The following is a 14900-nucleotide window of genomic DNA, read 5'->3' as shown; positions in this document are numbered from 1 at the left end:
CTTTGTCTCCCCACTACATTAGGCTAATTACACATAAAGACACCTGATCTTTTCACTAGTAAAAAACCAACCACTTTTATTTTTAGTTTCCTATTTCATAGTAAGCACGGTTTTAACCATTTTAGTAATACTCGCATTGGCTTCACTAATGCTTTGCGCCAGCATATACGCAGGTGTAGTAACAAGCTTTGCGTCATTATCAACAACCACCTCATCAACTGGGCACTCTACATGGGTGGCTCCTAAGGCATTCAACCCACCAGCCGTGGCTTCGTCATTGCCAATGGTCAGTTTAGTTTTGTTGCCATACACTTTTGCTGCTAGCGCAGGTGCAATACACGCATACGCTGCGGGCTTTTTAGCTTGTGCAAAGGCTTTGCACACTGTCAGCACCTCTTCGTTAAAGGTACAATTTTCACCGTCTACAGCAAACGTGCACAGGTTCTTCGCAGCGCCAAAGCCACCAGGTAAAATAAGTGTGTCAAAAGCAGTTACGTCGCACTCAGTCACGGGTTTTATATCACCTCGGGCAATACGGGCCGATTCTACTAACACATTTCGGGTTTCACCTTCTGATACCTCACCGGTTAGGTGATTGACTACATGCAGTTGGTTTACATCTGGAGCAAAACACTGGTAAGACGCACCTTCTTGCTCAATGGCTAAAAGTGTCAATACCGCTTCGTGTAACTCAGCCCCGTCAAACACACCACTACCACTTAAAATAACGGCTACTTGTTTCATATTGTCCTCCTAGACGCTATGCCATCTACTTATTCAAAATTTGGCTATTAAACACACAACTGTTCAAAAAAAGTTCTTAATAATACGTGTATACATTGTTAATGGTTATGCTACATTACTTGACCAACTTGGTTAAACCAAAATAAACGTACACCAAGTTATCCACATAAAATGGAATGGTAAGTAGCAGGTACGCTGTTTTCACACCTAAGTCTCATTCCCTTATTTTTCTTGATTTGAAAGGTGATCTTTAACTTGACAAAGATCATCCAGATCACTGTGCCCAAAATTTTAGATCACAAAGTTATCCACAGGCGAAATGCGATCCGCTATCGACCTTAATGTTCCTTCATGATATGGCGATCTGCCCTAGCCTGTGGCATCCTTGCGCTCATATTGTCTATTGGAAAATCGCCATCTATGCCTGATTCTAAAAAGCCTCCATTTATTCTTGTCGATGGATCGTCATATCTTTTTCGTGCCTTTCACGGTTTACCACCATTAACCAACTCAAAAGGCCAAGACACCGGTGCTATTTATGGTGTTGTGAACATGCTTAAAAGCTTGATCAAACAATACAATCCGACGCATATGGCGGTGATTTTTGATGCTAAAGGCAAGACCTTTCGCGATGACATCTATAAAGAGTACAAAGCGAACCGTCCTCCGATGCCGGATGAGCTAAGAAGCCAAATCGAACCGTTGCACGCCATCATTAAGGCAATGGGATTACCTGTTATTGTTGAATCGGGTGTAGAAGCTGATGACGTGATTGGCACGTTAGCCAAACACGCCACAGAAAAAGGTATTGATACCCTTATCAGCACCGGCGATAAAGACATGGCGCAGCTGGTAAATGAACATGTCACCTTAATCAACACCATGACAAACCAACTGATGGATGTCGAAGGTGTAAATACGAAGTTTGGTATTCCACCGGAGCTTGTGATCGACTTCCTTGCGCTTAAGGGCGATAAAGTCGATAACATTCCAGGTGTACCTGGTGTAGGTGATAAAAGTGCTCAAGCCTTGTTAAACGGTATTGGCGGTATCGACGACATATATAAGAACCTGGATAAAATTGCAGATCTATCGTTTAGAGGCAGTAAGTCGATGGCGGCTAAAATGCAGGAATACGAAGAGCAAGCTCGGCTTTCTTATACCCTAGCTACTATCAGCATCGATCTTGACCTTGACTACGACGTTGAGACGTTAATGCCTTGCCAAGCCGATAACGAACAACTTCGCGATCTGTTTGCCGAATACGAGTTCAAACGCTGGCATGCAGAAGTAAGCGCGCTAATAGCCGGCGGAGATACCTCTGGTGCCAATGCAAACACCAACGAAGAAAAAAGCGATAGCGCAGAAGAGAGCGAACAAAGTGAATCGATAGAGATCGATAAATCAAAGTATGAGACAGTGCTTGATGAGGAACGCTTTAATGCGTGGGTCGCGAAGCTAGAAAAAGCCGAGCTAATCGCTTTTGATACCGAGACAACCAGCCTTAACTACATGGATGCGGAGTTAGTTGGTGTTTCATTTTGTATAGAGGAAGGTGAAGCAGCTTATGTGCCTGTTGCTCACGATTATCCAGATGCACCCGCCCAGCTATCACGGGAATTTGTATTAGACGCATTAAAGCCTATTTTAGAATCGGACACCGTGATCAAAGTAGGCCAACACATAAAATACGACAAAAATGTGTTAGCGAACTATAACATTACCTTAAACGGCATCGGCTTTGACACCATGCTTGAGAGCTATGTACTAAACAGTACCGCGCAGCGCCATGATATGGACTCACTTGCCCTAGCCTACCTTGGTCATAAAACTATTCACTTCGAAGAGATTGCGGGTAAAGGCGCAAAGCAGCTAACGTTTAATCAAATTAGCCTTGAAGAAGCTGGGCCTTATGCCGCAGAAGATGCTGATATCACGCTTCGCTTACACAACGCTATTTGGACGAAGTTGAAAGAAATTCCTGAGCTTAAAAATCTATTGATAGATGTTGAGGTTCCCCTAGCCTGTGTACTTTCTCGTATGGAACAGGAAGGTGTATTGATAGACAGCCAAAGGCTGCGTCAGCAAAGCCAGGATCTTGCCACCCGGATTGCCGAGCTTGAAAGTGAAGTACATGAGGAAGCTGGCGAGCCATTCAACTTAGGTTCTACTAAACAGCTTCAACATGTCTTGTTCGAAAAAATGTCGCTACCGATCATAAAGAAAACGCCTAAAGGGGCGCCGTCTACTTCTGAGGACGTACTGCAAGAACTTGCGCTTGAGTACCCGTTGCCGAAGAAGATCATGGAATACCGTGGCCTAACCAAGCTAAAGAATACCTACACGGATAAACTTCCTAAGATGATCAATCATCGTACGGGTCGAGTGCATACTTCTTATCACCAAGCAGTAACCGCCACGGGACGACTCTCTTCTACCGATCCTAACTTACAGAACATCCCTATCCGAAATGAGGAAGGTCGCCGCGTGCGTCAGGCATTTGTACCCAGAGAAGGAAATAAGTTCGTCGCAGCCGACTACTCACAAATTGAGCTGCGCATTATGGCGCACCTTTCTGGCGATAAAGGTCTGTTAGATGCCTTTGCGCATGGTAAAGATATTCATAAAGCAACCGCTGCGGAAGTTTTTGGTGTGCCACTTGATGAAGTAACCACTGAACAGCGTCGCAGTGCAAAAGCGATTAACTTTGGCTTAATTTACGGTATGAGTGCCTTTGGGTTGTCGAAGCAACTTAATATTCCACGTAATGAAGCACAAAAATATATGGATCTTTACTTCGAGCGCTACCCAGGCGTGCTTGAGTACATGGATTCAACACGTGAGAGCGCGAAAGAAAAAGGTTATGTAGAAACCGTATTTGGTCGCAGACTTTATTTGCCAGACATTAAAGCTAGTAATGGAGCACGTCGAAAAGGTGCAGAGCGCGCGGCGATTAATGCGCCTATGCAAGGCACGGCTGCGGACATCATTAAGATGGCAATGATCAAAGTTGATGACTGGATCAGGAAAAATGCATCTGATGATGTGACCATGATGATGCAGGTACACGATGAATTGGTTTTTGAGATAAAAGAAGACAAAGTGGAAACCTATGTCTCTACTATTACTGCTCTTATGGAAAGCGCAGCTACGCTAAATGTTCCGCTGGTTGTCGAGGCAGGTGTGGGCGAAAGCTGGGATGAAGCGCACTAGTTTGGTAATTAGATTACAGTTTTTACATTAAAAGGCGCGTTATATTCATTAAATTTGGTAATTTAATTACATAACACCCTTGCCTTTTCTGTGCTTTGTTGTAATATTACACATGTAGGGTACAGAGGTGAGAAAGCTGTTTTCAAACCTTTGCTTTAACCCCGACAGTTTTGTCGGGGTTTTTTTATATCTGCGGAAAATAAATAATTCTTAAATATCAATAACTTAAAAAATAAAGCGAATTTTATTTTAATTTTTCTGAACTTCTCTATTTATCACGACTCTATATCTACGGTTTTTATGTGTTTTCTCTCAGTTTACGCCTCGCTCTATGCGGGGCGTTCTTTTTTCTAACACCCCATCATACCTATCCATCGGGCACGTCAGATCAGCACAAACGGTAAGGGTGAATTGCGCTACTGTACTTCGCTATCAGACTCTTCTGTTTCGTCTTGTTTATCTAAGCCAAACCACGTATCCAAAATACGCTCTAATTCGGGTAACCCGTGCTTATTTAATGACGAGAAGGTTTGCACGGTAACATCGCCCATAAATGCCATCGCAGCTTCACGCGCCATTAACAGCTGTGCCTTTCGCTTACCGCTTTTAAGTTTGTCGGCTTTAGTGAGAAGTGCCAGTACTGGAATATTTGAGGCTACTGCCCAATGGATAAGATCTTGGTCTAAATCTTTGAAGGGGTGACGAATATCCATTAAAACGACTAATCCTTTAAGGGACTTGCGCTTTTGAAGATATTCACCAAGTGACGCCTGCCACTTCTTTTTCATGGCTACTGGCACTTTTGCAAAGCCATATCCTGGCAAATCAACCAAGCGTAAGTCTTCTTCTAATTCAAAGACGTTGATCAATTGGGTGCGACCCGGTGTTTTACTGGTTCTTGCCAAGTTCTTCTGACGAGTTAACGTGTTAAGTGCACTCGATTTACCCGCATTAGAGCGGCCCGCGAACGCTACTTCAATTCCGGTATCATTCTTTAAATGACGAATATCAGGTGCGCTCGTAAAGAATTTTGCTTTGGTGTAATACGACATCTAGACTTACCTCCACATGCGTCTCAACCTTCGGTTTACAGTTTTTTAATGAATAAACCAACTAAAAACCATAGTTTTATCATGGAATAGGTTTTTCTGACGCGTTAAATGTGTAAAATACGCATGATATCACGTATATCACGCGAGCCGTTGGATCCATTTAAGAGATTTATTATGAAAAAACTGTGTTTGTTGGTATGTATGTCTTTAGGTTTAAGCGCAACTGCTATGGCAGAAGGCGACGCCGAGGCAGGTAAAGCGAAATCTGCAGTATGTGCAGCCTGTCATGGCCCTGATGGCAACAGCATGATTGACATGAACCCAAAGATTGCTGGCCAGCATGAGAAGTACATTGTTAAGCAATTAACCGAATTTAAACTTGCCTCTCAAACAGGTGGCGAGGAAGGTCGTAACAATGCTGTGATGAACGGCATGGCTGCCCCACTTTCAGAGCAAGACATGAAAGACCTAGCCGCTTATTTCTCAAGCCAAGAGCCAAAGGCGGGTGAAACACCAGAGCAATACGTTGAAGCTGGCCGTGCATTGTACCAAGGTGGCGACGAGTCTCGAGGCGTAACTGCATGTATCGCGTGTCACGGTCCTAAGGGCAACGGCATGGGCTTAGCAGGTTTCCCTGATATCAGCGGTCAACATGCAACTTACACTGCAGCTCAATTGAAAGCATTCCGTTCAGGCCAACGTCACAATGACATGAATGGCATGATGCGTGATATTGCGATGAAATTAACCGACGAAGATATTGAGATTTTATCTAACTATATCGCGGGCTTACACTAAGCATTACCGTTTTTGCACATTGTTGTTAAAAATTTGTTACCGAAAAAGTTGTATTTTGAAATTATTCGTGTAATCTAACGGCGTAGTTTGTAGGTGCCTTTGAAAAGCTACAAGCTAAATAACAAGAATAATAATAAAAATGCAGCATGGAAGACGGGATAAAGAGCCACGAGGGCCAAAAACAACAATACAGCTCTGCTAACAATAAAAATAAGGGGAGCACGGCTAGGGAAGCAAAATACACATAGAAGTGTATAACGGGAGAGGTGTCATCTGACACTCATACAATGTAAGGTGATGGTGAGAACCATCACCTTTTTCTTTTTTAAGCCCCTTATTATTGTTCACTTTCCTATGTACTGTCCTTTATGCAAAAGCGCTAACGCGCCATCTCACTATCACTCAGATAAAAAGCGCGATTACCTTCAATGTAATCAATGCAAACTCGTTTATGTTTCTCCCGAATTCTTACCATCTAAAGAAGTAGAAAAGCAGGAATATGACCTTCACGAGAATAGCTTTGAAGACGAAGGGTATCGAAAGTTTTTAGGAAAGGTTTTAACGCCACTTACACCTTTTATAAAAGACATGAAATTTGGTGAACTCCGAGGACTAGACTTTGGCTGTGGCCCTGCGCCTGTTTTAGCAAGTATGCTGGAAGAAGAAGGCGTTAGGATGAATATGTACGATCCCTTCTATGCACACAACTTATCGGTACTTGAGCAAAGCTATGACATAGTGACATGTACAGAGGCTATAGAACACTTTCACGCCCCTCATGTGGAATGGGCGCTTTTTAACAAACTTGTAGCTTCTGGTGGCGTTCTTGCCATCATGACCAAGCGCGTACTTGATAAAGCCAGGTTTGCAAATTGGCACTATAAAAACGACGTCACCCACGTTAGCTTTTTCAGCGAAGCAACCTTTCAATATTTGGCACAACGAGATGGCTATGATGTCACTTTTCCTGCCAGCGATGTCGCTCTATTGAGAAAGCGCTGAAACAAATTCCCGTAATACTTTATGTTCCCCGTATTGATTTTGCACTGCATACCCAAAGATCAATACGTAGACACTAATTCGCGCTATAATAGCGCTGTTTTTTCACTCTCTTTGTTATTTGGAAATTATGGCACGTTCAAAGAAATCACGTAAAGTCGGCCTAATCGGCGTTCGTAAAGATCCTGACTTTAAACCAAGCGAAAACCGTAAATCAGACTCGCCTCGCCCTAAAAAGCATAAAGGTAAGCCCGCTGGTAATCGCCACAATGTTGAACAGAAAAAAGTGACGGGCAAAAAGAGTGCTGAGAATAAAGATCCGCGCCACGGCAGTAAAAAGCCTATTCAGCTTGTAAAAGCAGTGACGCCCACCCCTGCTCAAAAGAAAAAGTACGCCACACCAGCCCAAGAACTGGCAGCGCTTGAAGCAGATCAACGCTTGTCAGATTTACTCGACAAACTTGACGACGATAAACCGCTCACCCGTGAGCAACAAGCTTATGTCGACGAGAAGATGGCACGCCACCGCATTCTTTGTGACCTATTAGGAATAGTAGAAGAGGATGATGAAGACGACGATATGGATCCGTTTAATGATTTAGACGCTATTAATATCGACGACTTTAAGCACTAATAAAAAACGGGAAAGAGTCATGCTTTGGGCAGTACTTTCAGGCATCGCGCTACTAATTATTCTTGCGCTAGGTTTTTACGCAGGCAAACTGCTGTTTATGTTAAAACAACAAAAAGAGCGACAAGAAGCGGCAAGGCAGTCGCGCGTAGCCACTATAACCGACAGTATTATAGTAATAGCTAAGGCGATGGAGCAGCAGCAATGTGATTTGTCAGAAGGCGTAATTCGCATCGTGAACTTGCTTAACGCGCTTCCAATAAGTACTCCGCCTGATTTTAAAGCGCAGTATCCCAACATTCATGCACTATTCACAGAGGTAAGCGGTTTTGCAATTTTAGAAGCAAGGCAACAGCTACCTAAGAATGAGCGAAGAAAGCAAGATATCGCTCGCGAGCAGATTGAATCGGAGTACGAATCTAAAGTGTTGGACGAATTACCACCGCTGAAGGCGTATTGTGAGACACTTATAGCCACTAAATAACGAGTAAGCGCTACGCTGATTTAAAAGATAAAAACTGATGCAATCAATATCGAAAATGGCCGAGTACAGTATGTAGTCGGCCATTTTTTAACCCGGTTACCTTTGCCTATATCACTTTATCGCGAGCTCGCAGGTACGCTCGTAGCAATGACACCCTACCTCGTGGTCATTGACCATACCTACAGCTTGCATAAAAGCATAGCAAATCGTTTCACCTACGAAATTAAATCCGTGCTTTTTAAGTGCTTTTGACATTGCTTTAGACGCATCGGTTGATGTGGGTGCTTGCCTGAAGTCTTCCCATGCATTAATGACCGTACGTCCATCTGTAAATTGCCAAATAAAATCACTGAATGGCTGCGACGCTTCGATAGCTAAAAAACCCTTGGCATTTTTGATAACCGACTCTATTTTGAGCTTGTTTCTGATTATGCCGCTATCTTGCATAAGTCTGTCGACATCTGCGGGGCCCATCTTCGAAATTTTCTCAGGGTCGAACTGATAGAATGCCTGTTCAAAATTCTGCTGTTTTTTCAAAATGGTCAGCCAAGATAAACCAGCCTGTTGTCCATCGAGGCATAACTTAGCAAACAACGCGCGACTATCTAGCTCGGGTACACCCCATTCGTTATCATGATACGCTAAATAAATAGGGTCGCTGCTTACCCAACCGCAGCGATGCAAAGGCATATTTTTTTCTATTTTTGTTTGATTGGGCATGGCTTAAAATTAAATCCTTGTTGTGAAGTGGCATATTGGCTTTATTCGTGACGTTTTTTCACCCTTTACACCTACATACTATGCCTCACAAATTGTATACTATCCCACCTTTATTTTAAGTCAGATAACTAATAAGCAGCGGATGTATGCAGAAATACGATATTAAGACCTTTCAAGGGTTGATCCTTGCGCTTCAAGATTATTGGGCGCGTCAGGGCTGCGTTATTATTCAGCCTCTGGATATGGAAGTGGGTGCCGGTACTTTTCACCCTATGACGTTCCTACGTTCTTTAGGTCCAGAGCCAATGAGTAGCGCCTATGTTCAACCGTGCCGTAGACCAACCGATGGTCGTTACGGTGAGAACCCAAACCGCTTACAACATTACTATCAGTTCCAAGTAATGCTTAAGCCTTCACCTGATAATATTCAGGAGTTGTACTTGGGCTCTTTGAAAGAGTTAGGATTCGATCCGCTGGTTCATGACATTCGCTTCGTAGAAGACAACTGGGAATCACCCACGCTTGGTGCGTGGGGTCTTGGTTGGGAAGTGTGGCTAAACGGTATGGAAGTAACTCAGTTTACCTACTTCCAGCAGGTAGGCGGTCTAGAGTGTAAGCCTGTTACCGGCGAAATTACCTACGGCTTAGAGCGACTCGCCATGTACGTTCAAGGTGTCGATAGTATCTACGACCTGGTTTGGACTGACGGCCCTATGGGCAAAGTGACCTATGGCGATGTGTTCCATCAAAACGAAGTAGAACAATCGACGTATAACTTCGAACACGCCAATGTTGAAGCTTTATTTAGAACCTTCGACGAATGTGAAGCAGAAAGCCAAAAGCTTATCGAAAACAACCTTCCACTTCCTGCCTATGAGCAGGTTATGAAGGCGTCACACGCATTTAACTTGCTTGATGCTCGTCATGCTATTTCAGTGACTGAACGCCAGCGCTATATTCTTCGCGTTCGAACGCTAGCCAAAGCGTGTGCAGAAAGCTATTACCAAGCACGTGAAGCACTTGGCTTCCCACTATGTAACAAGGAGGCATAAGCGTGCGTACAGAAAATTGTTTAGTTGAATTAGGTACTGAAGAACTCCCACCAAAAGCGCTTAAATCTTTAGGTGAAGCCTTCGCCACGCAGTTTGAAGCTGCGCTTACGCAAGCTGACTTAAGCTTTGATTCAGTCAGCTGGTTTGCAGCCCCTCGCCGCTTAGCCGTTTATGTTTCAGGTCTTGCTGAAGGTCAGGCTGACAAAGTAGTAGAGAAACGCGGCCCAGCAGTATCAGCCGCGTTTGACGCCGACGGTAACCCCACTAAAGCAGCACAAGGTTGGGCTCGCGGTAACGGCATTGACGTGGCTGACGCAGAGCGCCTTGTAACTGACAAAGGAGAGTGGTTACTTCATAAAGCCCACGTTCCAGGGCAATCAGTTGCAGAGCTTCTAGAAGGGCTGATAAACCAAGCGGTAAGCAAGCTACCTATTCCAAAGCCAATGCGTTGGGGTAATTACAATACTCAGTTTATACGCCCGGTTCACACCCTTTGCGTGCTTTACGGAAGCGAAGTGGTTAACGTTTCTGTATTGGGCTTAACAAGCGGCCGCGTTGTTCAGGGTCACCGATTCCATGGCGAAGGTCGCTTTGAACTTGATCATGCTGACAATTACGCCTCTGCCCTTGAGCAACAATATGTGCTGGCAGATTTTGAGGCGCGTAAAGATAAAGTGCGTCAGCAGCTTGAAGACGCAGCGCAAAGCTTGTCGCTTAAGCCAGACTATAATGAAGACTTACTGGAAGAAATCGCGTCACTTGTAGAGTGGCCGGTTGTACTTCAAGCTGGGTTTGATGAGGCTTTCTTGGCAGTACCGAAAGAAGCGCTTATCTATACCATGAAAGACGACCAAAAATATGTGCCGCTGTTAGATAGCGATGGTGCACTTTCAAACACTTTCTTATTCGTAACGAATATCGAAAGTCGTGATGCGTCTCAAGTTATTTCAGGCAATGAAAAGGTTATCCGCCCTCGTCTTGCAGACGCTGAGTTCTTCTTTAACAGCGATAAAAAGACGACATTAGAAAGCCGCCTTGAAAGCTTAGAAACCGTGTTGTTCCAAAAACAGCTTGGTACGCTAAAAGAAAAGTCTGAGCGTATATCCGCCCTATCGGCGTTTATCGCGTCGCAAATAGATGCGAATGAAACACAAGCTGCACGAGCAGGTCTTCTAGCTAAAACCGACTTGATGTCGAACATGGTTATGGAGTTCCCAGACGTTCAAGGTGTTATGGGTAAATACTATGCGCTAAACGACGGTGAAGATGCGCCTGTTGCAGAAGCACTGTATGAACAATACATGCCGCGTTTTGCTGGTGACGCACTTCCTAGTTCAGGCGTTAGCGCGTCGGTCGCGCTTGCTGACAAACTAGATACTCTTGTGGGTATTTTTGGTATTGGCCAGTTACCTAAGGGTGATAAAGACCCATTTGCGCTTCGTCGTGCAGCTATCGGTGTATTACGTATTGTCACTGAGCTGTCACTGCCGCTAGATCTTGAAACGCTAGTAAGCAAAGCTATCGATGTGTATGGCGATAAGTTAACAAATGCTGAAACACGATCTCAGGTTGTTGATTTTGTATTGGGTCGATTTACTGCGCTCCTACAAGATCAAGCTATCGCCATTGACGTTATTCAGGCCGTTGCTGCTCGTCGCCCTACTAAGCCAGCTGACTACTTAGCCCGAGTTCATGCGGTAGATAAGTTCAGAGCATTGGAAGAAGCCGAAGCGCTAGCTGCCGCTAACAAGCGTGTTGCAAACATCCTTGCTAAGCAGAACGTTGAAGTGACAGACGCAGTGAATATTGATGAGTCACTGTTAGCTGAAGAAGCTGAAAAAGCGCTTTACGTTGAGCTGAAAGCCGCACAGAAAGAAGTTGATATTGCTGTTCCTTCACAGGACTACACGCGTATTCTTACTGCGCTTGCAACCTTACGTAATGTAATCGATAACTTCTTCGATAACGTAATGGTTATGGCTGATGACGAAGCGGTTAAAAATAACCGACTTGCTTTACTGTCGCTTTTAAGGCAACTTTTCCTTACTACCGCAGATATATCTATTCTCGCGAAGTCTTAGGCTAGTAAGAGTTAATGCGGTTTTATGCCGCGAAAAACAAAGAGCCCAGCCTTAACGTTGGGCTTTTTTATAAATGGAGACGCTGTGAAAAAGTTACTAACTATTGCTTCTATGTGCATAGCACTTTCAGCATGCTCAAGCAGTGGAAGTTTTAAAATTCCAGAAATAGCACCGGACGTGCCTCGCATTCAATTCGAAAACATGTTCCTAAGAGGTGTATTTAACTGGTGGGAGGCTGACCCTAGTTACAAGTTCAAACGATCAAATTCAGGCTGGACAGTGGACGTTGAACTCATAGCCGACGGACAACCTTATGATTTTAGGTTGTCAGATGCAAAATGGACGCCCTCACAAAGCTGTGGCGGCAAATATAAAGGGCAGCCTGTAATGTTAGGTTCCACTGTTTATTTAGTCTGTGAACAGGGCTCAGAGAACTTGCAATTTACCCCCTCCTCAACTGGCACCTATCGCTTTACAGCAACAGCAGCAAGTGCGGGGGAAGTCGCCTTGGTTGTTTCTAAAGTTTAGACTTGAGTGCCGTGTAGTAGTAGCGGCATTCACCAAGCTTTTTTCATTGTAAAGACTCTTGCCTCACATTCAATGCCAATAAAAAGTTCTCTGTTTAGTACGAGTAATTAACCTGAGCTTAGGCACAAAAAAAGCGACCCGTTGGTCGCTTTTTTCAAATAGCTAAAAGCTCTACACGTCTAAGTTTTCCACTTTCAGCGCGTTAGCTTCGATAAACTCTCGACGAGGCTCAACTTGGTCACCCATCAATGTAGTGAACAGCTGGTCACAACCAATGGCATCCTCAATGGTAACTTGAAGCATACGGCGGCTTTCTGGGTCCATGGTAGTTTCCCAGAGTTGCTCAGGGTTCATCTCACCTAGCCCTTTATAGCGCTGAATGTATTGGCCGCGTTTCGCTTCGTTCATTAGCCACTCTAGTGCTTCTTTGAAAGACTCAACTGGCTGTCTACGCTCGCCACGCTGAATATAGGCGTCTTTGCCCATCATGTCGTTAATGGCAAGGTTAAGCTCTTTAAGACGCTGGTATTCAGACGACTCGATGAACTCATGATCGATAACGTACTCATAATCGATACCGTGCATACGCATAATGATTGTAATGTAGTACTCGCTAAGCTCAGCATCAGTGCGAATTTCATAACGGTATGTAGCACCATCGTTTTCGCGCTCTGTAAGCTGCTCTACGAAGTGTTTCGCCACATGCTCTAGTGCAGATTGATCTTTAAGGTCTTCAAGGTTTAGCGTAGGCGTGTAAAGCATTCTGTAGAGGATAGATGCAGGCATAAGACGTTTCATACGTGCAATCATCTTCTCTACCGATTGGTACTGCTTAACAAGGTTTTCAAGGCCTACATCACTAATACCTGGGTCTTCATCGCTGGTGTGCAAAGACGCACCGTCAATTGCGATTGATGTTAGGTAGTTAGTTAGGGCATCGTCATCTTTAAGATACTGCTCTTGTTTACCCTTCTTCACTTTGTATAGCGGTGGCTGTGCAATATATACATATCCACGCTCAATGATTTCAGGCATTTGACGATAGAAAAATGTGAGTAGAAGCGTACGAATGTGAGAACCATCTACGTCAGCATCGGTCATGATGATGATGCTGTGATAGCGTAATTTTTCAGGGTCATACTCGTCACGACCGATACCACAACCTAGTGCCGTGATAAGCGTCGCAACTTCCTGAGAAGAAAGCATCTTATCAAAACGCGCTTTCTCAACGTTTAGGATTTTACCTTTAAGCGGCAGAATAGCTTGGTTTTTACGGTTACGACCCTGCTTAGCTGAACCTCCCGCAGAGTCACCCTCCACTATGTATAATTCACTAAGTGCAGGATCTTTTTCCTGACAGTCAGCTAGCTTACCCGGCAGACCAGCCAAGTCGAGCGCACCTTTACGGCGTGTCATTTCACGAGCCTTTCGTGCAGCTTCACGAGCACGAGCAGCATCGATAATCTTACCCGCAATAATTTTACTTTCTGCAGGGTTTTCTAATAAGAACTCGGCTAGCTTTTCATTCATTGCCGATTCAACAGCTGGACGAACTTCAGAAGATACAAGCTTATCTTTAGTCTGTGAGCTGAATTTTGGATCTGGTACTTTAACGGAAATAACCGCGGTTAGACCTTCACGCGCGTCGTCACCACTGGCATTCGTTTTAGCCTTTTTGTTCAGGCCTTCCTTTTCCATGTAGTTATTCAATGTACGCGTCAACGCTCCACGGAAGCCCGCCAAGTGAGTACCGCCGTCGCGCTGAGGAATATTGTTGGTGAAACAGAACACGTTTTCTTGGAAGCTATCGTTCCATTGCATCGCTACTTCTACTGCAATACCGTCTTCTTGTTCACTGCTGAAATGAAACACTTTCTGGTGAACAGGTGTTTTCTTTTCATTTAGGTACTCAACGAAAGCTTTGATACCACCTTCGTACATGAAGTGGTCTTCTTTTCCATCGCGTTCGTCTTTCAAGCGAATAGACACACCAGAGTTCAGGAATGATAGTTCACGAAGACGTTTAGCAAGAATATCGTAGTGGTAAAGCGTATCTGTGAAGGTGTCTGAACTTGGCCAGAAACGGATCATAGTTCCCGTTTTGTCAGTATCGCCTGTTACGGCTAGTGGCGCCTGTGGAACACCATGATGATATTCTTGTTCATGCGCTTTACCACCGCGACGAATACGAAGCTTCAATCGGCTTGAAAGTGCGTTTACTACTGATACACCTACACCGTGCAAACCGCCCGATACTTTATAAGAGTTATCGTCGAACTTACCGCCGGCGTGAAGAACCGTCATAATAACTTCAGCTGCAGACACACCCTCTTCTGGGTGCAACTCAGTTGGTATACCACGTCCATCGTCAGACACAGATACTGAGCCATCGCTGTGAATGAGCACAGTAATCTCAGAACAATGTCCAGCAAGTGCTTCATCGATAGAGTTATCGACCACCTCGAAAACCATGTGGTGTAATCCGGTACCATCATCAGTATCACCGATATACATACCAGGACGCTTTCTTACGGCATCTAATCCTTTAAGTACTTTAATACTGGACGAGTCGTAGTTGTTCTCTGCTGACATACTAGC

Annotated in this window: 12 protein-coding genes; 8 read left to right on the top strand and 4 right to left on the bottom strand. The window is 44.4% G+C overall.

Features of this window, described 5'->3' with window-relative positions:
* Positions 1-90 precede the first annotated feature (90 nt).
* On the bottom strand, positions 91-744 hold the full coding sequence (gene elbB, locus KUL49_RS10435; protein WP_131137234.1) for an isoprenoid biosynthesis glyoxalase ElbB: 654 nt from the start codon (positions 742-744) through the stop codon (positions 91-93).
* A 420-nt stretch (positions 745-1164) separates the two neighbouring features.
* Here elbB and polA point away from each other — a divergent pair, with 420 nt between their 5' ends.
* Positions 1165-3957, top strand: a complete 2793-nt coding sequence (gene polA, locus KUL49_RS10430) for a DNA polymerase I (protein ID WP_131137233.1) — start codon at positions 1165-1167, stop codon at positions 3955-3957.
* Positions 3958-4373: 416 nt separating this feature from the next.
* Here polA and yihA read toward each other — a convergent pair whose 3' ends face one another.
* Positions 4374-5009: a ribosome biogenesis GTP-binding protein YihA/YsxC gene (gene yihA, locus KUL49_RS10425; protein ID WP_014947722.1), complete on the bottom strand. Its 636-nt coding sequence runs from the start codon at positions 5007-5009 to the stop codon at positions 4374-4376.
* Between the two features lie 174 nt (positions 5010-5183).
* On the opposite strand from yihA, the gene KUL49_RS10420 reads away from it, so the two are divergent.
* The 4 genes from KUL49_RS10420 to KUL49_RS10405 all read left to right on the top strand — a co-directional run bounded on the left by KUL49_RS10420 (position 5184) and on the right by KUL49_RS10405 (position 7921).
* On the top strand, positions 5184-5807 hold the full coding sequence (locus KUL49_RS10420; RefSeq protein WP_014947721.1) for a cytochrome c: 624 nt from the start codon (positions 5184-5186) through the stop codon (positions 5805-5807).
* Between the two features lie 300 nt (positions 5808-6107).
* Positions 6108-6809, top strand: coding sequence for a class I SAM-dependent methyltransferase (locus KUL49_RS10415; RefSeq protein ID WP_014947720.1), 702 nt, complete (start codon positions 6108-6110; stop codon positions 6807-6809).
* Positions 6810-6936: 127 nt separating this feature from the next.
* On the top strand, positions 6937-7440 hold the full coding sequence (yihI, locus tag KUL49_RS10410) for a Der GTPase-activating protein YihI (RefSeq protein ID WP_014947719.1): 504 nt from the start codon (positions 6937-6939) through the stop codon (positions 7438-7440).
* A gap of 19 nt (positions 7441-7459) precedes the next feature.
* On the top strand, positions 7460-7921 hold the full coding sequence (locus KUL49_RS10405) for a DUF2489 domain-containing protein (protein ID WP_014975247.1): 462 nt from the start codon (positions 7460-7462) through the stop codon (positions 7919-7921).
* A gap of 111 nt (positions 7922-8032) precedes the next feature.
* On the opposite strand, the gene KUL49_RS10400 is transcribed toward KUL49_RS10405, so the two are convergent.
* On the bottom strand, positions 8033-8641 hold the full coding sequence (locus KUL49_RS10400) for a DNA-3-methyladenine glycosylase I (protein ID WP_014975246.1): 609 nt from the start codon (positions 8639-8641) through the stop codon (positions 8033-8035).
* Positions 8642-8787: 146 nt separating this feature from the next.
* On the opposite strand from KUL49_RS10400, the gene glyQ reads away from it, so the two are divergent.
* From glyQ to KUL49_RS10385, 3 genes are all read left to right on the top strand, one after another.
* Positions 8788-9693, top strand: a complete 906-nt coding sequence (gene glyQ / locus KUL49_RS10395) for a glycine--tRNA ligase subunit alpha (RefSeq protein ID WP_014996763.1) — start codon at positions 8788-8790, stop codon at positions 9691-9693.
* A 2-nt stretch (positions 9694-9695) separates the two neighbouring features.
* Positions 9696-11774: a glycine--tRNA ligase subunit beta gene (gene glyS / locus KUL49_RS10390; protein ID WP_131137232.1), complete on the top strand. Its 2079-nt coding sequence runs from the start codon at positions 9696-9698 to the stop codon at positions 11772-11774.
* 84 nt (positions 11775-11858) lie between these two features.
* Positions 11859-12302 carry a hypothetical protein gene (locus KUL49_RS10385; protein WP_039234509.1) on the top strand — a complete coding sequence of 148 codons (444 nt, stop codon included), beginning with the start codon at positions 11859-11861 and terminating at the stop codon, positions 12300-12302.
* A 171-nt stretch (positions 12303-12473) separates the two neighbouring features.
* Here KUL49_RS10385 and gyrB read toward each other — a convergent pair whose 3' ends face one another.
* Positions 12474-14894 carry a DNA topoisomerase (ATP-hydrolyzing) subunit B gene (gene gyrB / locus KUL49_RS10380; RefSeq protein ID WP_131137231.1) on the bottom strand — a complete coding sequence of 807 codons (2421 nt, stop codon included), beginning with the start codon at positions 14892-14894 and terminating at the stop codon, positions 12474-12476.
* Between the last annotated feature and the right edge of the window lie 6 nt (positions 14895-14900).

Origin of the sequence: Alteromonas sp. KUL17, assembly GCF_006538305.1 — a bacterium.
Taxonomy (GTDB): domain Bacteria; phylum Pseudomonadota; class Gammaproteobacteria; order Enterobacterales; family Alteromonadaceae; genus Alteromonas; species Alteromonas macleodii.
This window is presented reverse-complemented; position numbering and strand designations above follow the sequence as displayed.